This is a genomic window from Methanobrevibacter sp., from assembly GCF_045130115.1.
Lineage (GTDB): Archaea > Methanobacteriota > Methanobacteria > Methanobacteriales > Methanobacteriaceae > Methanocatella.
The window spans coordinates 1-19,683 of sequence record NZ_JBGUPC010000015.1; the positions used below are offsets into that span (position 1 = coordinate 1).

The 19,683-nt window shown below is 33.8% G+C and carries 19 protein-coding genes; 4 read left to right on the forward strand and 15 right to left on the reverse strand.

Going from position 1 to position 19,683, the window contains the following annotated elements; all coding sequences use genetic code 11:
- Positions 1–57: 57 nt before the first annotated feature.
- The 3 genes from ACJMML_RS02915 to ACJMML_RS02925 are packed head-to-tail and all read right to left on the reverse strand — an operon-like array spanning position 58 to position 2,441.
- A complete protein-coding gene (locus ACJMML_RS02915) occupies positions 58–984 on the reverse strand; it encodes a hypothetical protein (protein ID WP_405274517.1) in 927 nt (308 codons plus the stop codon).
- Positions 985–996: 12 nt separating this feature from the next.
- Positions 997–1,935, reverse strand: a complete 939-nt coding sequence (locus tag ACJMML_RS02920) for a hypothetical protein (protein ID WP_296889450.1) — start codon at positions 1,933–1,935, stop codon at positions 997–999.
- Positions 1,936–1,946: 11 nt separating this feature from the next.
- The gene (locus tag ACJMML_RS02925; RefSeq protein ID WP_405305894.1) at positions 1,947–2,441 is read right to left on the reverse strand and encodes a hypothetical protein; all 495 of its coding nucleotides are present in this window, start codon (positions 2,439–2,441) and stop codon (positions 1,947–1,949) included.
- Between the two features lie 120 nt (positions 2,442–2,561).
- On the opposite strand from ACJMML_RS02925, the gene ACJMML_RS02930 reads away from it, so the two are divergent.
- From ACJMML_RS02930 to xerA, 3 genes are read left to right on the forward strand one after another with little or no spacing between them, the layout of a single operon-like run.
- Positions 2,562–3,749 carry a restriction endonuclease subunit S gene (locus ACJMML_RS02930; RefSeq protein WP_405305895.1) on the forward strand — a complete coding sequence of 396 codons (1,188 nt, stop codon included), beginning with the start codon at positions 2,562–2,564 and terminating at the stop codon, positions 3,747–3,749.
- Positions 3,750–5,159, forward strand: coding sequence for a restriction endonuclease subunit S (locus ACJMML_RS02935; RefSeq protein ID WP_405305896.1), 1,410 nt, complete (start codon positions 3,750–3,752; stop codon positions 5,157–5,159).
- The gene (gene xerA / locus ACJMML_RS02940) at positions 5,041–6,027 is read left to right on the forward strand and encodes a site-specific tyrosine recombinase/integron integrase (RefSeq protein ID WP_405305897.1); all 987 of its coding nucleotides are present in this window, start codon (positions 5,041–5,043) and stop codon (positions 6,025–6,027) included. Before ACJMML_RS02935 ends, xerA begins: the two co-directional genes overlap by 119 nt.
- Positions 6,028–6,183: 156 nt before the next feature.
- Here the strand turns inward: xerA and ACJMML_RS02945 are convergent, their stop codons facing one another.
- Genes ACJMML_RS02945 through ACJMML_RS02955 form a run of 3 tightly spaced genes read right to left on the reverse strand, consistent with a single transcriptional unit; the run spans position 6,184 to position 12,053 of the window.
- Positions 6,184–7,455 carry a restriction endonuclease subunit S gene (locus ACJMML_RS02945; protein ID WP_405305898.1) on the reverse strand — a complete coding sequence of 424 codons (1,272 nt, stop codon included), beginning with the start codon at positions 7,453–7,455 and terminating at the stop codon, positions 6,184–6,186.
- Between the two features lie 36 nt (positions 7,456–7,491).
- Positions 7,492–8,994, reverse strand: a complete 1,503-nt coding sequence (locus tag ACJMML_RS02950; RefSeq protein ID WP_405305899.1) for a type I restriction-modification system subunit M — start codon at positions 8,992–8,994, stop codon at positions 7,492–7,494.
- A gap of 17 nt (positions 8,995–9,011) precedes the next feature.
- On the reverse strand, positions 9,012–12,053 hold the full coding sequence (locus tag ACJMML_RS02955) for a type I restriction endonuclease subunit R (RefSeq protein WP_405305900.1): 3,042 nt from the start codon (positions 12,051–12,053) through the stop codon (positions 9,012–9,014).
- Between the two features lie 130 nt (positions 12,054–12,183).
- Here ACJMML_RS02955 and ACJMML_RS02960 point away from each other — a divergent pair, with 130 nt between their 5' ends.
- Positions 12,184–13,425, forward strand: coding sequence for a hypothetical protein (locus ACJMML_RS02960; protein ID WP_405305901.1), 1,242 nt, complete (start codon positions 12,184–12,186; stop codon positions 13,423–13,425).
- Positions 13,426–13,445: 20 nt separating this feature from the next.
- Here the strand turns inward: ACJMML_RS02960 and ACJMML_RS02965 are convergent, their stop codons facing one another.
- Genes ACJMML_RS02965 through ACJMML_RS03005 form a run of 9 tightly spaced genes read right to left on the reverse strand, consistent with a single transcriptional unit; the run spans position 13,446 to position 19,578 of the window.
- A complete protein-coding gene (locus ACJMML_RS02965) occupies positions 13,446–13,712 on the reverse strand; it encodes a winged helix-turn-helix domain-containing protein (RefSeq protein WP_405305902.1) in 267 nt (88 codons plus the stop codon).
- Positions 13,713–13,720: 8 nt separating this feature from the next.
- Entirely contained in the window at positions 13,721–14,746 is a 1,026-nt protein-coding gene (locus ACJMML_RS02970) for a hypothetical protein (protein WP_405305904.1), read from the reverse strand.
- A 31-nt stretch (positions 14,747–14,777) separates the two neighbouring features.
- Positions 14,778–15,899, reverse strand: coding sequence for a hypothetical protein (locus ACJMML_RS02975; RefSeq protein WP_405305905.1), 1,122 nt, complete (start codon positions 15,897–15,899; stop codon positions 14,778–14,780).
- Positions 15,900–15,902: 3 nt separating this feature from the next.
- On the reverse strand, positions 15,903–16,643 hold the full coding sequence (locus ACJMML_RS02980) for a hypothetical protein (protein WP_405305906.1): 741 nt from the start codon (positions 16,641–16,643) through the stop codon (positions 15,903–15,905).
- A gap of 5 nt (positions 16,644–16,648) precedes the next feature.
- Complete coding sequence (locus ACJMML_RS02985) at positions 16,649–17,182, reverse strand: hypothetical protein (RefSeq protein ID WP_405305907.1); 534 nt, start codon at positions 17,180–17,182, stop codon at positions 16,649–16,651.
- 25 nt (positions 17,183–17,207) lie between these two features.
- Positions 17,208–18,080: a hypothetical protein gene (locus ACJMML_RS02990; RefSeq protein WP_292852851.1), complete on the reverse strand. Its 873-nt coding sequence runs from the start codon at positions 18,078–18,080 to the stop codon at positions 17,208–17,210.
- Positions 18,081–18,101: 21 nt separating this feature from the next.
- Positions 18,102–18,725, reverse strand: coding sequence for a hypothetical protein (locus ACJMML_RS02995; protein ID WP_405305908.1), 624 nt, complete (start codon positions 18,723–18,725; stop codon positions 18,102–18,104).
- Positions 18,726–18,730: 5 nt separating this feature from the next.
- Positions 18,731–19,324 carry a glycosyltransferase family 2 protein gene (locus tag ACJMML_RS03000; protein ID WP_405305909.1) on the reverse strand — a complete coding sequence of 198 codons (594 nt, stop codon included), beginning with the start codon at positions 19,322–19,324 and terminating at the stop codon, positions 18,731–18,733.
- Positions 19,321–19,578 carry a hypothetical protein gene (locus ACJMML_RS03005; RefSeq protein ID WP_405305910.1) on the reverse strand — a complete coding sequence of 86 codons (258 nt, stop codon included), beginning with the start codon at positions 19,576–19,578 and terminating at the stop codon, positions 19,321–19,323. Before ACJMML_RS03005 ends, ACJMML_RS03000 begins: the two co-directional genes overlap by 4 nt.
- Positions 19,579–19,683 lie beyond the last annotated feature (105 nt).

The following is a 19,683-nucleotide window of genomic DNA, read 5'->3' on the forward strand; positions in this document are numbered from 1 at the left end:
TATCCCTACACGCATCCCTAACGAAAGGGCCAATATATTTAGGAGTTAAATTATGGCTCATGCTCTGAAATTACCTTTGATAATTCTGTTAGGTGCATTCATCAAAACACCGACACTTGAAAGGATGAAGAGCTTTGTATACATTGGCAGTTCATCACGGATGTCCTTTCTCATGAATTCAATCAACGGATAGAAATCATACATCTCACCGTCAGGGCCTAAAGGAGCAACGGTGGTTCCTGTAGTCCTTGAGTACAGCAGTTTCATTCCTGGGTTGATGTAGTCCATACCGATGTATGTTTTGTCCCCCATCTCGGAACCGCCATCGCATACTGCAGTTCCAAGGATGTCAATGTTGTCAACACCGTAATAGCTTTTGATCAGTTCAACAGGTTCGACTTGTCTGTTGCTTTCGAATATGTCTGACTTTAAGGTTGTGAGTGACTTGTAGCTTACGGCCATACTGTTTAAGTTTGCGAAGCTACCGGCTGACTCCTTGAACTTCTCTTGAGCTTTGAGAATTGTCATTCCTGTATCGTCACCGCTTTGGAAGTTGTAGGTTGCAACTTTTGAGGAATTCATAATCATGTCAATGGCTGCCTTTTCAATGCTTCTTCCGATAAGAATGCCGACATCCTGCAGCATGTCATTAACGGAGATTAAATTGGAATCAAGCATTTGAGCTGAAACGTTCAGGACTCCGCCGATAGTGTCAATGGAGACAGTTTCACTGATTGGCTTTCTCACATTCAGTTCCTGTAATGTAGCGCCGGGAGCAATATCTTTGGCCTCACCCAATACGCCGGATTGAATAGCTTCCTCGATATTGACTCTTTGAGACATGTAAGTGTAATATTGTGAGTTTTCCTGTATTTCCTGCTTCGGTAAAAGTCTTGTGAATTTCATCCATTTGGCTGAAGTGTCGGCAACAATCTGTGCCATCACTTCATTTTGTACTTTAGCATCATTTCCTTTTGTTAACATTAACAATCCTCCTTATGGCCTGCAGGTACCTTTTAAAGCAAGACCTGGCTTATTTAATAATATTCCGACTTTACTTTGTATGAACAATTTTGTATATTGAGGCAACTCGTCATAGATGTCCTTGCGCATGATTTCAATGATCGGATAGAAGTCTGCAATGTTTTCATCTGATGTAATAGGTGCAACAGTAGTTCCAGAAGATTTGGAGTACAGTACTGTTAACGGCGCATTTCTTAAATCGAATCCGATGTACTGCTTGTCACCTATCAGTGATCCTCCGTCAGCCTGGGTTGTTCCTAAAAGATCGATATTGTCAATGCCGTAGTATTCCTTAATGTCTTCTACAGGCTGAACCAACTTGTTGGATGAGTAAGCTAACTGTTTGACATAACTTAAGGTTTTGTAGGACTCTGCCATTATTGTCAAGTCAGCGCCTGCACCGGCATTGCCTTTGAAAGCTTCCTGTGCCTTGATGACAAATTTGCCGTAGGCATCCATAGTATCCTGAGTTTCACTGGTATTGTAGACAGGAACGTTTGGAGAGCTTATTAAAGTATCGTAGATGTTGTACTCGATTCTGTTGGCAATAACGGTAGCAACGTCTCCCAGCAGGTCTTCAAATGAAACGATATCTGAGTCGAAAACATCCTTGTTGACGTTAAGCACTCCACCGACAGTATCAATGGAGATAGTGTCCGTTACTGGCTTTCTGATGTTTAATTCTTGCAGGGATGCACCGGGTGCGATATCTTTGGCTTCACCCAAAAGGCCTTTTTTAATAGCTTCGTCAAGATTGATGTTCTGTCTGAAATATGTGTAGTAATCGGAGTTCTCCTTGATCTCTTGTTTAGGAAACAATCTGGCAAGCTTCAATCTCTTTGCGGTTTCATCGGTAATGGTTTGAGCTATTACCTCATTTTGTACTTTAGTATCATTTCCTTTTGTAATCATTAATTATCACCTTAAGTTTGGCCTGTGGTTCCGATATCGTATGGCCTGAACACTTCAATGTATTTGTAATCGTCTGAGCTTGCAACCGGATGCATTGCAATATATTCGCCGTCATCGGATTTGATGGCTCCGGTGCTGGTTAAAGCTATTCTGTCATTAACGGCGATGTTTGATAAACCGCTGGCTAATTTCAATCTGAATAAATGTCCCAGGACTAATATTGCAGTTTTTCTTTTGCCCCCGGTCATGGTAACCGGATCGTTGACTGCAATGCCTAAAATGATTTCGCCTTCCGCTGCAGTGTATTTTTTAACTGTAGGTTTTCCGATATCTGAATTAGCTGATAATGTGACAGCATCATCGACCTTGATTTTATTTCCTGCATACTCATAGCCAGGAGTTTCTCCGGTTGGAGTTGTCACGGTGGTTGCAGTAATTGCGCCTTCATCTAACAAGAAAGTTGTGACTTCTTTTTTTTCTTCAAGTAAAATAATTGAATCTGCCATTATATATGTCCTCCACTTAAATCTTAATATTACTTAATTTATTATTTAATTTATTATTTATAATATATAAATATTTATATATAATAGCTACTTTTTTAAGAATAACAAAAAAATTTGAGTTTGGAATGGAAATCATGTAAAATTGGAGAACTGGGAAACATCTTTTCTGGAGGAACTCCTTCAACAAAGGTTAAAGAATATTGGGATGGTGATTTAAACTGGTTATCCTCTGGAGAAACCAGAAATACATATATATACACTACAGAAAAATTTATCACAAACGAAGGTGCTAATAATTCCTCAACTAAATTAGCAAATAAAGGAGATATTGTTATTGCATCCGCAGGTCAAGGGTTTACAAGAGGCCAATCCAGCATGGTAATGATTGACACATATGTAAATCAGTCTGTTATTGTAATTCATCCAAATGAAAAAGTAAATAATTTTTATTTATTATATAATCTTAAATTTAGGTATCCTGAATTAAGACAACTTTCTGATCATACTAGTACCCGAGGAAGTTTAACAACTAAGATAATTAAAGATTTAGACATTAATTTACCTAATTTAATTATTCAAAATAAGATTGCAAACATAATTCAATATTTTGATAAAAAAATTGAAACAAACAAAAAAATAAATAATCATTTGGAAGAACAATTAGGATTAATCTTTAATGATTGGTTCATTAAATGCACACCATTTAATAAAGAAGAATTAATAAAAACGGAATGGGGAATTATTCCAAAATCATGGAAAAATATTGAATTAGGAGAACTTATTGAAATAACAAGTGGAGATCGCCCTAATGAAAAGTCAGAAAATGAAACCTCTGATTTTAATATACCCCTTTTTGGTGCTAGTAAGATAATGGGTTACACTAAAGAAGCAACTTATAATGAAGATATTTTAATTATTGGTAGAGTGGGGACTCATGGTATTGTCCAAAGAGTTAATTATCCTTGCTTCCCCTCTGATAATACATTTGTTATCAAATCTAATTATTATGGTTTCATCTATCAAATTTTAAAAAGAATTGACTATGATTCATTAAATACAGGATCAACTCAGCCATTAATTACACAAAAATCTTTAAAAACAGTAAATATTATTTTACCAAATAAACAAACACTAATTAATTTTGAAAAAATAAGTAAAGTATTCTTTGAGGAAATACAGCTAAATAATGAAGAAATTGGTATTTTAATAAGATTAAGAGACACTTTACTTCCAAAATTAATGTCTGGAGAAATTGATGTCTCAAAAGTAAACTGTGAATTTGATAATTCTATTAGTGGGGTTTGTTAAATGAATTCACAGTGGAATGAAAAAAATTTAAATGAACTCTATGAGTTTTCTTCAGGCCTTTCAAAGCCATCTGAAGAATTTGGTTTTGGATTTCCCTTCCTTTCTTTTAAAACTATTTTTTATAATTATTATATTGATGATGAATTAGATGAATTAGTTAATTCAACAAAAAAAGAACAAAAAACACATTCAATAAAAAAAGGAGATGTATTTTTAACAAGAACAAGTGAAACATTAGATGAGCTTGGTATGAGTTGTGTTGCATTAAAAGATTATCCTGAAGCAACATTTAATGGTTTTACTAAAAGATTAAGACCAAAATATAAAAAAATTATTTACCCATTATATGCGTGTTATTACTTTAGATCATCAATATTCAGGAAATATGTTGATTCAATGGCTATTATGACAACACGAGCAAGCTTGAACAATAATATTTTATCAAAATTACCAATATTTTTTCCATCTTATGATGAACAAAAGAAGATTGGCTATTTATTACATAATCTGAGTTTAAAAATTGAATTAAATAAAAAAATAAATAATCATTTAGATGAATTATGCCATCTTATATTCAAATATTATTTCATTGATTTTATGCCTTTTAAGAGTAAGGGGTTCATCGATTCAGAAATTGGAGAAATTCCAGAAGGGTGGAAAATAATAACTGTGGGTGATATATTGGATTGTAAATTAGGTGGAACTCCAAGTAGATCTAATGAATCTTACTGGGGAGGGGATATAGCATGGATAAATTCTGGAAAAGTTAATGAATTTAGAATAATAGAACCTTCAGAGTACATTACAGAGTTGGGTTTGAAAAAATCTGCAACTAAACTATTGCCTGCTAAAACTACAGTTATTGCAATTACTGGTGCTACATTGGGGCAAATTAGCTTATTGGAAATAGATTCTTGTGCTAATCAGTCCGTAATTGGCGTTATTCCAAATAATAAATATCCATATGAGTTTGTATATCCATTAATTTCAAGCATTCTACTTGATTTATTAAAACATCAAACTGGTGGAGCTCAGCAACATATTAATAAAAATAATTTAGAATCATTTAATATTGTATGTCCCCCAGCAGATATTATTTCAGAATATAAAAATATTGTAAGTTCATTATATTCTCAAATATCCGCAAATTGCTTTGAAATAGAAAATTTACAAAAATTAAGAGATACATTATTGCCAAAATTAATGTCTGGTGAAATAGATGTCTCAAAGATAAATTATGATTTAAAAAGAATAATTAGAAAATTTATACTAACTCTTTTAAATTATTTATATGAAAACAAAAATTATTTCAAAAATACAAAATCAAATGAAACCTTACTTAAATCAAGGACAATACATAAAATTGACAAATACTTTACTAAATTCATTAGAGGATATAGATATTATTGATAATAATAATGAATTAAATGAAGCAGATAATTTTAAACTTCTAGAACTTTTCTTATCTGCCAAACAAGTTGAAGGATGTTCTGATAAAACAATTACATATTACAAATCGACAATTGAAAAAATGTTAATAAAAATTAAAAAGCAAGTTTACAACATTAACACTGATGATTTAAGAAAGTATTTATTTAGCTATAAAAATGAAAAGGAATCATCTAAAACAACCATCGACAATATAAGAAGAATCTTTTCCAGCTTTTTTTCATGGTTAGAAGATGAAGATTATATTATTAAAAACCCAGTTAGGAGAATCCATAGAGTAAAAACCGGTAGGGTAGTGAAAGAAGTTTTAACAGATGAAAATTTAGAAATATTAAGAGATAACTGCGATGAAATTAGAGATCTTGCAATGGTTGAATTATTAACATCAACTGGAATAAGAGTTGGAGAGCTTGTAAGACTAAATATTGAAGATATTGATTTTTATGAAAGAGAATGCATAGTTTTTGGAAAAGGAGAAAGTGAACGGGTTGTTTATTTTGATGCAAGAACGAAAATACACTTATTGGAATATATACAATCAAGAACCGATGAAAATCCTGCATTGTTTGTATCTTTAAATAAACCTTATGAGCGATTAGGAATAAGTGGAGTCGAAACAAGATTACGTGATTTAGGGAAAAAATGTAATATTAACAAAGTTCATCCCCACAAGTTTAGAAGAACAATGGCAACCAATGCCATTGATAAAGGGATGCCAATTGAACAAGTACAAAAGCTACTTGGACACGTGCAAATTGATACTACCATGCAATATGCAATGGTAAATCAAAGTAATGTGAAATTAGCTCATAGAAAATTTATTGGATAAATATTGAATTTAGTTTTGTGACAACTTTATAAAATGACAATATAACAATGTTATTATTTAAGTAAATAAAACTCAAATTAATGTTAAAATCGAAAAATAAGAACAAATAGATATTTTTGAATTGAAAATATAAAACGAAGAATAACAGTTAACCTGCTATTCTAAATCATAATTTACCTGAGATACATTTATTTCACCAGACATTAATTTTGGAAGTAAAACATCTCTTAATTTAGATAATTTATCAATTTCATACATATTGTTAATTATTAAATTAAAAACTGGTTGAAATTTCGTGTTAAACATGTCAATAACTGACTTAGGAGGCAAAATAATTTCTATTGTCATAATGTCTGTTGGGCTCACATTAGGTTGAGCACTACCTTGTCCTCTATTGATAATTTCATCATGAATTCTTCTTTGATTTAATAATCCCCAAATAAAAGGTAGTGATTTTAATGGATTATCCCCTAAAAAGAATTTTCCTACACGTTGGTTAACATATAATGATTCATCAGTTTTTGGAACAACAGAAAATTTACCTAATGTTGCCCCGGTCATTGCTATTAAAAGATCCCCACCTTGAACTTTAAATTCATTAGCTTTAGAGGTATTCTCTTCTGAAACACATGAACAATCACTAAAATCTATACTTCCCTGATTAATATCTTTAATTTTTATTACTTTAATTCCATCCTCTTGCCACCATTTGCTCTTAAAAGCAAAACCTGATTTTATTGAACAATAATCTCCGATTTGCCCAATCTGCCAACCTTCTGGAATGAAACCATATTCAGAATCAACAAATTTTTGCTCTTGAAATGGTAAGAACTTATTGAAATAAGAGTTAAATGTATACTTAACATAGTTTTCTAAATGATTATTTATTTCCTTGTTTAATGTAATTTTTTTGTCAAAAAGAGATAATAGTTTACCTATTTTCTTTTGTGTATCTAATGGAGGAACAAATATATCTAGATTTTCAACAACATCTCTTTGAACCCTTTGCCTCCCAGATGAACCAACCATAGATTTTATTGCAGGTTCTTTAAAGTATTCACTATTAGAAAGGTAATAAATGAAATCTTTATCACTAACTCCTTCTTTTTCTCTCAAAACAATGAATTCTGTAGATCCAGCACCTACTTCATTATTATCTAAAATTGACACTTGTGAAATCTTACCATTTTCAAGACATGGAGTGATTCTGGCCATTAAAGTATCACCATTTCTAAATTTAACTCCACCGTTATATTCAGTAATTTCAAAACTTGGAATTTCTTTTGTTTTAGGTTCGATTTTATCCATTGGAACATTTTTTACAATAGTCCCTTTTTTGACAGATTCTCTTGGATTAAATAACATGAAATCTTTAGCTTTAACCCATTCCCAATCTTCTGTAAATTCCTGAGATTTATCTAAACTCAAATTTATCACTCCTTATCAAAAAATCCAAATCAATCTTTAGAATTCAAAACCAATTTCCTTTAAGCTTTGACGAATCTTTCCTTCAAGTTCGTTAGACTCTTTAAACAATTCATCAAGTTCTGCTGTTAATGTTTTCATCTTTTCTTCAAATGGTATTCCATCGTCTTCTTCCGGTTTAAATCCAACATAACGTCCAGGAGTTAATATAAAATCATGCTTTTTAATTTCTTCCAAATCACTAACCTTACAGAATCCTTTTTCATCTTCAAGTGTTCCTTCTTCAAATTTAGCAAATGTATCTGCAATTAATTCTATATCATCATCTTTGAGTTCACGCAATTTTCTTGACACCATTGTTCCCATTTCACGAGCATCAATGAATAATGTCTTACCTTTCTGTTTTTTGTTTTTGTTTAAGAACCATAGACATACTGGGATTTGGGTTGTATAAAATAGTTGTGTTGGTAATGCTACAATACATTCTACAAGATCATCTTCTACAATAGCTTGTCTTATTTTACCTTCACCACCAGTTGTTGAAGATAGTGATCCATTAGCTAGTACCAATCCAATTTTTCCCCTTTCGGACAAGTGATATATCATATGTTGCATCCATGCAAAGTTTGCATTATTTTTAGGTGGAGTTCCGTATTTCCACCTTTTATCATCGGTCAATTGTTCTTGACCCCATTTTTTAAGATTGAATGGAGGATTAGCCAATACATAATCAGCTCTTATCCCCTCATGTAAGTCATTGAGAAAAGTATCTGCTTGATGTTCTCCAAGGTCGGCTTCAATTCCTCTTATTGCAAGATTCATTTTAGCCATTTTCCAAGTAGTTGGATTTGATTCTTGACCAAATACTGAGAGATTATCAATATTACCTTGATGATTGTCTACAAATTGTTTTGATTGGACAAACATTCCTCCAGAACCACAACAAGGGTCATAAACTCTGCCATCATATGGTTTAAGGGTAGAAACTAATGTTTTTACTACGCAAGCAGGAGTATAAAATTCCCCTGCTTTTTTACCTTCAGTTTCTGCAAACATACTTAAACAGTATTCATAAGTTCTACCTAAAATGTCTTGTTTATCACCATGGTCAGCCATTTTAATATTAGTAAATATATCGATTACTTCCCCAAGTTTTTTCTTATCCAATTCGGGTTTAGAAAACGTTTTAGGAAGAATTCCTTTTAAAGATTCATTTTTATTCTCAATAGCCATCATTGCTTCATCAATTGTTTGACCATTCTCAGCAGAATGTGCTTTACTAGCTATTACTTCCCAACGTGCTTCAGGAGGTACAAAGAATATGCCTTCAGCAGTATATTCATCCACATCTTCTTCATCCCCATATCCTTCTGCTTTTAATTCATTGTATCTTTCTTCAAATTTATCAGATAAGTATTTGAGAAATATTAATCCTAATACTACATGTTTATATTCGGCTGCATCCATTGAACCTCTTAGTTCATTTGCTGCATCCCATATTTCTTTTTCAAAACCTATTTCAGCTGAATTTTCTTTTGCCATAAATTATTCCCCTATTATCATGCTGCTTCGTCTGCCCATAATTCACATTGCGCTAATACTTTATCTAATGCTTCTTGCATTTGTTTTGGTGGATAATCATACTTTCTAAGTAATCTTTTCACGATTCGTCTCATATTTGCTCTTGCTTTTTCTTTTTTCTGCCAATCTATTGTACGACTAGCCCGTAATGATTCTGTTAGTTCCTGTGTAATTAGTACTAAAGTTTTATCATCATAGAAATCATGTATGTTTTCTGGAAGTGAAATTGCATGGTAAAATGCTAATTCTTCAGTAGTTAAACCTAAATCATTTCCTTCTTCATGTGCTTCTCTAATTTTTTTAGCCATATCAATTAATTCATTAATTACCTCAATACTTGTTAAATTATCTTTAATGTATTTATCTTTAATTCTTTTAAACATTGATGAGAATTCTTCTGATTTAACTAAATCTGTTCTTGCATATGTTCTAATTTGGTCATTTAATAAATTTTCAAGTATTTTAATAGCAAAATCTTTTTCTTTCATTGCTGCTACTTTTTCTAAAAATTGAGGATCAAATAATGATACTTCTTGACCTATATCTAAAACATTAATAACTCCTTCACTTTTAATTGAGCGATGCAATAATTCTGTGATTTGTTCATTGATTTCTTTAACAGATAGTTTACCATCACGTGGTTCAAGTTTGACCACTACAGACCTTACAGATTCAAAAAAAGCAGCTTCAAGTCTTTCATGATAAGTAGCTTTACTTCTACATAATGATAAAGCTTTTTTCAATAGCAATGATTTTTTAAGATATTCAGTTTTTGTATCTTCATTGTGTGGATTTTGTAAATAGTTGACTGCTGTTGAAATCATTTTTGAACGTTTGGAATTGTCATCTCCAAAGAATTCTTTATATTCATAACCAAAGTTTTTCAGTAGTTCTTCACAGTCAGCAAGATGTTCGTGGAATTTAGGATAAGCATATCTAGCAATATCCATGTCACCATAATTTTTATTATCTCTATCAGTATACTCACTCATAGCCTGTCTTAATGCTGAAGCGATTCCAATATAATCTACAATTAATCCTCCTTCTTTGCCTTCAAATACTCTGTTAACTCTTGCTATAGCTTGCATTAAGTTATGGCCTTTCATTGGCCTGTATATGTACATTGTTGCAAGTGAAGGTACATCAAATCCTGTAAGCCACATATCAACAACGATAGCTATTTTCATTGGGTCATTATCATCTTTGAATTTGCGTTCAAGGTCTTTTTTATATGAGTCAGTACCAATTATTTCTTGCCATTCTGGTGGATCTCTGTTATCCCCACTCATCACTACTTTAACTTTTTCACTCCATTCTGGGCGAAGTTCGAGTATTTTTTTATACATGTTAATAGCTACTGATCTTGAATATGCAACAATCATTGCTTTACCTGATAATTCAAATTCACGATTTTCTTCATAGTGATTAATGATATCTTTGCATATATCATCTAAAATTACTGAATCGCCTAAAAGCATTTCCATTTTACTTAATTGTTTTTTACTTTTTTGAATTGCATAATCTTCTGCTTCAAGTGCTAATTCATCATATCTTTCATCAATTTCGGCTAGAACATCCTCATCCAACCCAATTTGTGCAACACGACTTTCATAGTGTATTGGTACAGTTGCCCCATCTTCTACTGCTTGTGTCATATCATAGATATCAATATAATTTCCAAATACTTCACGAGTACTTTTATCAGCTCTTGAAATTGGTGTTCCTGTAAATCCAATATATGTTGCATTAGGTAGGGCATTACGTATTCTTCTTGCAGCACCTATTTTAATTTTACCTGTTTTTGAATCTACTGTTTCTTCAAGTCCATATTGGCTACGATGCGCCTCATCAGATATTACAATTACATCACGTCGATTTGTTAATACATCAGTTGATTCTTCAAATTTCTGCATTGTTGTGAAAAATATACCATTAGCTTGACGATTATTTAATAGTTCAGTTAAGTGTTTCCTGCTTTCAGCTTGAATAGGATTTTGTCTTAAAAAGTTTGAGCATCTTGCAAATTGAGTAAATAATTGTTGATCTAAGTCATTTCTATCAGTTACAATAACAAATGTTGGACTATTAAGTATTTGTTGTAATTTTTTAGCATAAAATACCATAGATAAGCTTTTTCCACTTCCTTGAGTGTGCCAAAATACACCCGCTCTTCCATCTGTTTTAATAGCTTCTAATGTTGATGAAACTGCTTTATTAACTGCGAAGTATTGGTGATATGCACCCAATATCTTAAAAGAATCTTTACCATCTTCTGAAAATAATATAAAATTCTTTAATATATCCATAAATCTAGTTTTATCAAACATTCCTTCAAAAAAAGTATGGTAATCTGCCCATTGTGTTGTTTCATAACTTCCATCAGTTGATTTCCATTCCATGAATCTATCTTCAGGAGATGTTATTGTTCCTGCTTTTGATTTTGCCATATCACTCATAACACAAAAAGCATTGTAATTAAATAAGGATGGGATTACTTGCATATATTTTTGTAGCTGATTATATGCATCAGATACATCTGCATCTTCTCTTACTGGAGATTTAAGTTCCATAACTACAACTGGAAAACCATTTAAGAATACAACTACATCTGGACGTTTAGTTTCTTTTTCAATAAATGTCCATTGATTTATGACTGTGAATATATTATTGTCTATATTTTCCCAGTCCACTAACTTAATTAATGTTGATTTATCTTCACCATCTTCCCAGTAATTAACTGATATTCCATTTTGTAGATAATCCATGAATTTATCATTTTTAGTCTTAAGACTATCTCTACCAAAATCTTGAGCAGCTTTAATGGCTGTTTCTATAGCTAAATTGCTAGCATCATTATTAATTGTGTAAATATTACTTAAATCATCCACAAATAATGGGTTATTATAATCTCTTTCGACTTCATAACCATTGTAGTAAGTATAACCTAAATCCTTTAGAATATCAATTACTGTTTCTTCATATGCATCTTCATTATAAAATGAAATAAAAACCAACTCCATGAAACAATATTCTAAGTTAACAACAATATTGTAATAATGTTACTTATATAAAAATATACTATTAAGTTTTACTAAAAATATTAAATACAAATATGCTTACTAATTTATAACTTAAGAGGTATTGTAAATAATGAACAGCAATTTAAAACAAATTTTGGAACAAATTGAATATATTAAAAAATCACAATATAGTCTAATAAATTATAGCTTAGAAAGTTCTAGATTAGCTGCTGAAAGTATGCGGGCTTTAACTATGTGTCAACCCAATATTATTGATACTGCGGCTTTAGTGAGAGATAGCATGGAAAGTTCACGATTAGCTATCGAAAGTATTAAATCATTAGATATGTACCGTCCAAACATCATTAATACTGCAACTATGCTGAGTGACAGCATGGAAAGTTCACGATTAGCTATCGAAAGTATTGAATCATTAGATATGTACCGTCCAAACATCATTAATACTGCAATATTAATGAGAGACAGTATAGAAAATTCAAAATCCATCATGGATAATTTAAGAATGTTAGATGCATATACTCCCAGTCTTGTTAATAATGCACTATTGATGAGAAATAGCTTAGATGATATTCAAAGAATTGCTCAAGAATTTAGTATTTTAAAATATACAAGCATTATAGATTTTGTAAATAATTTAGATTTAAATTTAATATCTCAAAGTTATGAAAAAAGGTTTTTTGGTAGATATACAAGACAATTTGATTTATTTATAAGAAACAGTGGTTGGTTAATTCCTAATTGTGCATCTGAAGATTTCATCGAATCATTATATTCTTCATTTGATAATGATGAAGATATCGATGCAAAATTTGTAGATTACTTTTCAGATAATGATTTTGAAGTGATTTTAGAACTAAAAGAAAAATGGAATTCAGAAGATTTAATTCCTGAAGGTAACTTGAAAATTATTTCTAATGCTATAGATTTAATTTTAAATGATAATGGAAGGGAGTATTCAGATATTATTATTCCTTCACTCCTTGCGCAAATTGACGTTTTAATAAGTGAAGTTTTAATTAAAAATGGATTCAATGAAGTAAATAGAAAGTTTTATAGCGAAATTTATGGTTCAAAAGATAAAAGCAATATTAGAACATTTAGAGAAAACTTTGCAGGGAATATTATTGATAATTGGGAAGAACATCATGTGAATTTTTTATTAGAAAATTTATTTGCAAATAATTATGGTTCTGATTTAAAAGAACCCTTAATTCTTAATTTCAACAGACATAACATTTTACATGGTTTAGACGATGAATATGGTACTTTTGAAAATTTAATTCGTTGCTTATTAGTTATTGATTTTTTAAATGATTTTCTTTCAGATGATTTGTGTTCTAGGTTGAATTAATATATCATACCTATTATCATCTACTCTAAATTTTCAACTATCTCTTCACCTTTTTCAGTCAACCTATACAGCCTACCCTTTCTGAATTCAGGATTAATACATTCAATAAGTTCATGAGCTTTTAATTCACTTAGAACTTTTGAAACATGATTTGTTCTAATCCCTGAATTTTCAGATATTTGCGTAGGTATCAGCACTTCCCCATCCAAGGACTTCATTACTTTTGTCCTGTACTTTGAGATATTCACATAGCTAATTTCAGTTAACATTTCATCAGTCAATTCCATACTATCACTTATGAACTTCTTACAAAATAAATTGTATCATTATCATAGCTACTTAACGCATCATATGCTGCCTGTGTCATGAAGCGGAATTTTCCAAAGACTCCATAATCCACACCCATATATACCGGTCCTGAAGATTTTGCCAGATACATCTGTATTCCTCCAGAATGTTTCAACGGAATTACACTGTACGGATCAAGACTTTCAGTATCCCAAGAACTTCCGTTATACTCCTTAATGGCCATGACAGAGCTAGTAACAATAGCTACACGATAGCCTGTACTGACACCTGTAGGCAATGTGTTTGTTGTTAATATCTGGTCAACAGGCAGCTTCCATCCTGCTTCTTCATCACTTCCAATGCCAGTATCTCCCTTAGGACCAGTATCTCCGGTATTGCCTTTAGGTCCAGTTGCTCCAGTCGCACCTGTGTCTCCTGTATTTCCAGTGTCTCCCTTTACACCTTGAGATCCAGTATCACCAGTATCACCTTTAGCTCCCGTTTCACCAGTATCACCTTTAGAACCTGTAGTTCCGGTATCCCCTTTTGGTCCTGTATCCCCTTTGTCTCCTTTTATGTTTCCTACGTTTTCCCAAGCATTTCCGTTCCAGATATAAAGGGAACCATTGACAAGATAGCTGTCTGTAGCATTGCCTGTCGGATGTGCAGCTATTAATTCCTCATAAGTATTATACGAACCTTTAATAAGAGTACCAACACCAGTAGCTCCAGTGTCGCCAGTCGCCCCGGCCGGTCCAGTATCTCCAGCAGGTCCTGTGTCTCCAGTATCTCCCTTAGGTCCAGTTTCTCCTTTTTCTCCAGTTGCTCCAGTCGCACCTGTGTCTCCTTTATCACCTTTCGCACCAGTATCTCCCTTATCACCTTTATCACCTGTGTTTCCAGTATCTCCTTTTGGTCCAGCAGGTCCCTGAGAACCGGTTGCACCTGTGTCTCCTTTATCACCTTTCGGACCAGTGGCTCCAGTATCACCCACTACTGGTCCGATTTCAATCCAATTTGTTGTCTCCACCATATTATCACCTTAATTTTAAACATCAAGCCTGCTATGGACAGCTGGCTTTTATGTATTTAACTGTAATTTTAATTCTTTCATTGGCTGTTGCCTTATTCTTGTAAATAACCAAACATGGACCGTATCTGCTTCCTAGCTGTGATGCATACCAGTAGCCGGCATACTCTGAAATTGACCCATCAGCATTTTCATAATATGTATAGGCTCCACTGCTTCCTCCAGGAATTATAACAACACATTCCCTTGACTGACCGGAAACTGTGAATCCCACATCACTAGGGTCGAAATAAAATGCATTCTCATATGTCTCTCTAAAATCATAATCAGATGAATTTAAGAATATTCCCATTGAGTTTCTTGAACCATTTCCAACCATACCTCCACCAACGCCTAATGCTCCATTACTATAAGCAGTGTTTCCTCTTGTTACATCATATCCGATATAAACATTAGTGTTTGAATTTGCTCCCACGATTGTTGGAGCATTCTTCAATGGTATTGCCAGCAATAGCTCTCCGGCAGCATTGGCAGTAACGTAGAAATAATTAGTTCCATAGCTTAAATAGGTCGTATCTATGGATTTGACATTAACGGATATTAACGGGTTTGCAGTATCTAATATTGCATCCATTGAGTAATCTACACCGAAATCCTCATCTCGACTATCATAATTGAACCAGTATTGTGGTAAAGTTAATTGTGCTGAAATTGAAGGATTGGCCGTTACATAAACTTCATAGATATATCCTCCTTTATTTGCGTCTGGATGCAAATCTATACGGTCATGAGATGAAACATATGTTCCGTAATTGCTCCATAATCCCCCGCTGATTGGTTTTCTCCTGACTGTGACTGGAACATCTGGAATATAAGTGCCGTGCTGATCTCTTACAACAGGATATGCATCAGTACTGCGACGACTTGTCTGCGGTCCGGAATATGTTAACCAGCTTTCATAACAGTTCCATTCAACAGTGGTTGGAACCGGAACAGGCAATTTTCTAATCAATGGAATTACTCCCTCGCCTTGGGTATAGCCTATTTCTTCTTCGTCTAAAATAGCTCTTAATCTTGTTTGAGCCAATGTTAGATTAGTATTGAGAGTCTGTTCGTTAGCTAGTATTTCAGATAAATCCGGCCGAGTATAAGGCATTTTTCACACTCCATAAACTTTAATGTTTTTAATTCTCACGTTAGTGTTGTTATTGTAACATTTACTGATTCCTAATTTGTTATTGCCATAATTTTCATCCAGCCCATCCGGAACTGCTGATGATAATGTAATTGCACTGCCGTTATAATCTGTTACTATAAATGTCGCTGCAGTATCTGTTATTGTCAATTTCGCATGATACCATTTGTTTAAAGCATTTGTTCTTGCATTGCTGGTCAATGTATTGTCTAATGAATCTGTTGTGGTTGTCCTGATATCTCCTGTCCTCAGTTCAGTTATGCTGGAGGAATACCTAGCCACATTTCCAATCACTGCAAAATAGTCCGGATCATAACTGTACGGATAACACAATCCTACTCTTAACTGATTATTATAGTTGTTTCCACCCTGCAGTAACATGAAATCATATTCAATAGCTAGCGGAAGTTCAAAATAATAACTATCCAAAATAGCATAGCCGAAAGCTTGGTTTGCGTTTGTCTTGAGATTATAGCATTTGTTTGTTGAATCAAAAGTCAATGCCAAACTTCCTTTTACTGTCCAGTCAGAAGTATTGTCTATGGAGCACTTGTCATAATATAAACACCTCCATCTTTCAATCAAATCAATTAGATTATCATCCGATAGGAAATCTTTCCCATTAGCGGTTAACTTTTCTTTCATTAATGTTCTTGCTAATTCCAATCTCTCATTAACAGTTAATACATTACTGGCTATTGACATTAACATCAGCTCCCTAATAAATTCAAGTTTGCAGTTTGTGCAGCAGTTATTGTTCCAATTTGATTACTAATATTTTGAATAGCTGTAGCTACTGGTGCATTTTTAATAGCATTAGTATTATCTGTTGTATCTAAAGAGCTTGCAAGATTGACTGGTCCTGTTGCACCGGTATCGCCTTTATCACCAGTTGCGCCAGTATTTCCGGTTGCTCCTGTTGCACCGGTATCGCCTTTAGCTCCTCTGATTGAAACTCTTGATGATGATTGTGCTGAAGTTCCTGAAATGGATGTTATCTGATATCTGTAATAGCTGTAGATAATTACATCCCCTACCTTTGGAGAAAATCCTGTAGGCCCTACAAGCTTTGTTGTATCGAATGTATAATTTGGTGTTGTTGGTGCAGTAGCTGTTGTCCAGATTGCATTTGATTTTTCACCAGTATCTCCTGTAGCCCCAGTGTTTCCAGTTGCTCCTGTGGCTCCGGTATCACCAGTATTTCCAGTATCACCTTTAATTCTTCCTACATTTACCCATGCCATTATTCATCACCTTTTTAAAGGAGAATTATTGATAAACGTAAAGTTCTCCATCAACGAGATATGCATCTCCTGTTGTTCCGGTTGGATGAGCTGCAATCAAATCAGCATAACTTGGATAAGACCCTTTGATAATTGTACTGTATCCTTGAGGTCCTCTATCACCGGTATCGCCTTTATCGCCAGTATCACCTTTGGCACCAGTTGCACCGGTATCTCCGGTTGCTCCTGTGTTTCCAGTTTTTCCAGTGTCACCTTTATCACCAGTATCGCCTTTGGCTCCAGTATCTCCCTTATCACCTGTTACTCCTTGCGGGCCAGTATCTCCAGTATCACCTTTTTCTCCTGTTGCACCGGTTGCTCCGGTATTGCCTGTATCGCCTTTAGCACCAGTATCACCTTTAAGACCTGTTGCACCGGACATATCTGTAATGAAGCTGAAGCTATTTGCACCTTTCAAGTATAGCTTTGCATTATCGGGATCTTCGACTGTTGATTGGATAGCTACAAACATTCCTTCAGGAACATTAGCTGCATCTGCATTCATTGCAACTACAGTTTCGTATGTTCTGTATATTGAGAATGGATCTCCCGTATCGCCGGTTGCACCTGTCGCACCTGTGGCGCCAGTAGCTCCTGTATCTCCAGTGTCACCTTTTTCTCCGGTAGCACCTGTTGCTCCTGTATCGCCCTTATCACCTGTGGCTCCGGTTGCTCCAGTTTTTCCAGTATCTCCTTTATCACCGGTATCTCCTTTGTCTCCTTTTTCACCAGTTAATCCTGCTAATTGTTCTGGTGTGAAGTCTGAGTATTCAAATGCTTTTCCTGTATCTCCGGTATCTCCTTTATCACCGGTATCGCCTTTCGGCCCTTTTATCATACCAACGCTTTCCCATACCATGTATAAAACACCTCTATTAATCTAATCTCTATGCCAAACGAATAATTCGCCATCTACTAAGAATGCATCTCCTTCATTAGCAGTTGGATGTGCTGCTATTAATTCATCGAAAGTATCATAAGACCCGAGGATAACAGTAGCAGCACCTGTATCTCCGGTGTCTCCTTTCTCTCCTTTACCTCCAAGACTTATTTGGAAACAATTGACATGCCTGTATTCATCCGAATCATTAACGGGATGAAATGCTATGAATTGACCTTCATTATCGACAGTAGCTCCAGCTGATGTTAATTTGATTCTATCTCCGGGTTTGACTGTTTGTGCGGATGAAAGTTTCAATCGGTAAAGTCCGCCTAAAAGAAGGACTCTTCCTTTTCTATCTCCGTTTGTCATTACCACAGGTTCATTGACAAGGATGCCGACAGGGACTTCCGTGCCTGTGAATTTCTTTAAGCTTTCACTTCCTATTCTGGATTTTTCGGAAATACAAAGTATATCATCAACCATACATTTGTCGGAGTATTCAAATCCGAGATTACTGCCCGTTGGAGTTATTACATCATCGACTAATGTTTTTGCTCCATCATCCAATAGGAATGTGGTAATCTCTTTTTGTTCTTCCAGTAAGACAATTGTATCAGTCATGTTTATCACATTAATATTTCGAATATATGATTTCCCTTAACATCAGGGTTGCATTTAACATTAAATCCATGTCCATTAGCTAGATTGCAGAAATATAAATCTTCAGACAATACTGTATCATTAGAATATGTTACGAATTTAAAATATGGATATGGAAGGTTGCGGAAGATATCTACTTTGATTAATGCAATTCCAAGGCCACCACCTTTAACTTCGATTGGTCTTGGGACTTCGTTGATCATTGTAGTGCCTGTGATGCAATTGTTATCGTTGAAGTCTTTTCCGAAAGTGTAGATTATTGTTTGATCTGATTTGGTTCTCTTGCGATAATACCATCCAAGAGCAATATCTGATTTGCATTCCAATAATTTAACTAATGTGTCTGAAGGCAGTTGTATGTCTGAGTCTACCATCAATACATAATCATAGTTTCCGGTCATTGCGTTTCTAGCTATTTGATTTCTTGCTTTAGCGCAATCATAACCTCTGACATAATCAAAATAGAGGTCACATCCTTCAGGTCTTGTCAAGCCGTATATGCTTTTGAAACATTCTGGTTTGATGTTTTCAAATGTTGGAACTGCAATCAATATCTTCATTCATTTTCCTCCAGTTTTTCAATTCTACTTTCCAAATCTTCTAAATTAATCTGGTCTTCACGTTCACATCTATACTCATAAATGTCAATTAATGCAACAATGACAATGGCTAATGCAAATGGCAATAGTCCTTCGATTAAAGCATACTTTGTGGCATTGGTCATGATGATGTTGATAGCTATCGCTGTTAAAACGGCACTTGAAATTGTTTTGGTAAAGTTGCAAATAAATATCTTCTTTTTAATTTTGTTCATGATAACAATATCCTCCAAAGAAGCCTATTGTTTTTCAGGATAACCCAAAACTCTTTTAGCTTTCTGTTTTGCGTCTTCAACATCTCCTTCGCCTCTTATCCTACT

Bases quoted from the DNA above. Each gene is read 5' to 3' on its own strand.
- ACJMML_RS02925 (WP_405305894.1), bottom strand. From the start codon at position 2,441: ATGGCAGATTCAATTATTTTACTTGAAGAAAAAAAAGAAGTCACAACT.
- ACJMML_RS02965 (WP_405305902.1), bottom strand. From the start codon at position 13,712: ATGGAATTGACTGATGAAATGTTAACTGAAATTAGCTATGTGAATATC.
- ACJMML_RS02995 (WP_405305908.1), bottom strand. From the start codon at position 18,725: ATGACTGATACAATTGTCTTACTGGAAGAACAAAAAGAGATTACCACA.
- ACJMML_RS03005 (WP_405305910.1), bottom strand. From the start codon at position 19,578: ATGAACAAAATTAAAAAGAAGATATTTATTTGCAACTTTACCAAAACA.
- ACJMML_RS02935 (WP_405305896.1), top strand. From the start codon at position 3,750: ATGAATTCACAGTGGAATGAAAAAAATTTAAATGAACTCTATGAGTTT.
- ACJMML_RS02990 (WP_292852851.1), bottom strand. From the start codon at position 18,080: ATGGTATGGGAAAGCGTTGGTATGATAAAAGGGCCGAAAGGCGATACC.
- ACJMML_RS02970 (WP_405305904.1), bottom strand. From the start codon at position 14,746: ATGGTGGAGACAACAAATTGGATTGAAATCGGACCAGTAGTGGGTGAT.
- xerA (WP_405305897.1), top strand. From the start codon at position 5,041: ATGAAAACAAAAATTATTTCAAAAATACAAAATCAAATGAAACCTTAC.
- ACJMML_RS02975 (WP_405305905.1), bottom strand. From the start codon at position 15,899: ATGCCTTATACTCGGCCGGATTTATCTGAAATACTAGCTAACGAACAG.
- ACJMML_RS03000 (WP_405305909.1), bottom strand. From the start codon at position 19,324: ATGAAGATATTGATTGCAGTTCCAACATTTGAAAACATCAAACCAGAA.
- ACJMML_RS02980 (WP_405305906.1), bottom strand. From the start codon at position 16,643: ATGTCAATAGCCAGTAATGTATTAACTGTTAATGAGAGATTGGAATTA.
- ACJMML_RS02915 (WP_405274517.1), bottom strand. From the start codon at position 984: ATGTTAACAAAAGGAAATGATGCTAAAGTACAAAATGAAGTGATGGCA.
- ACJMML_RS02955 (WP_405305900.1), bottom strand. From the start codon at position 12,053: ATGGAGTTGGTTTTTATTTCATTTTATAATGAAGATGCATATGAAGAA.
- ACJMML_RS02950 (WP_405305899.1), bottom strand. From the start codon at position 8,994: ATGGCAAAAGAAAATTCAGCTGAAATAGGTTTTGAAAAAGAAATATGG.
- ACJMML_RS02960 (WP_405305901.1), top strand. From the start codon at position 12,184: ATGAACAGCAATTTAAAACAAATTTTGGAACAAATTGAATATATTAAA.
- ACJMML_RS02920 (WP_296889450.1), bottom strand. From the start codon at position 1,935: ATGATTACAAAAGGAAATGATACTAAAGTACAAAATGAGGTAATAGCT.
- ACJMML_RS02985 (WP_405305907.1), bottom strand. From the start codon at position 17,182: ATGGCATGGGTAAATGTAGGAAGAATTAAAGGTGATACTGGAAATACT.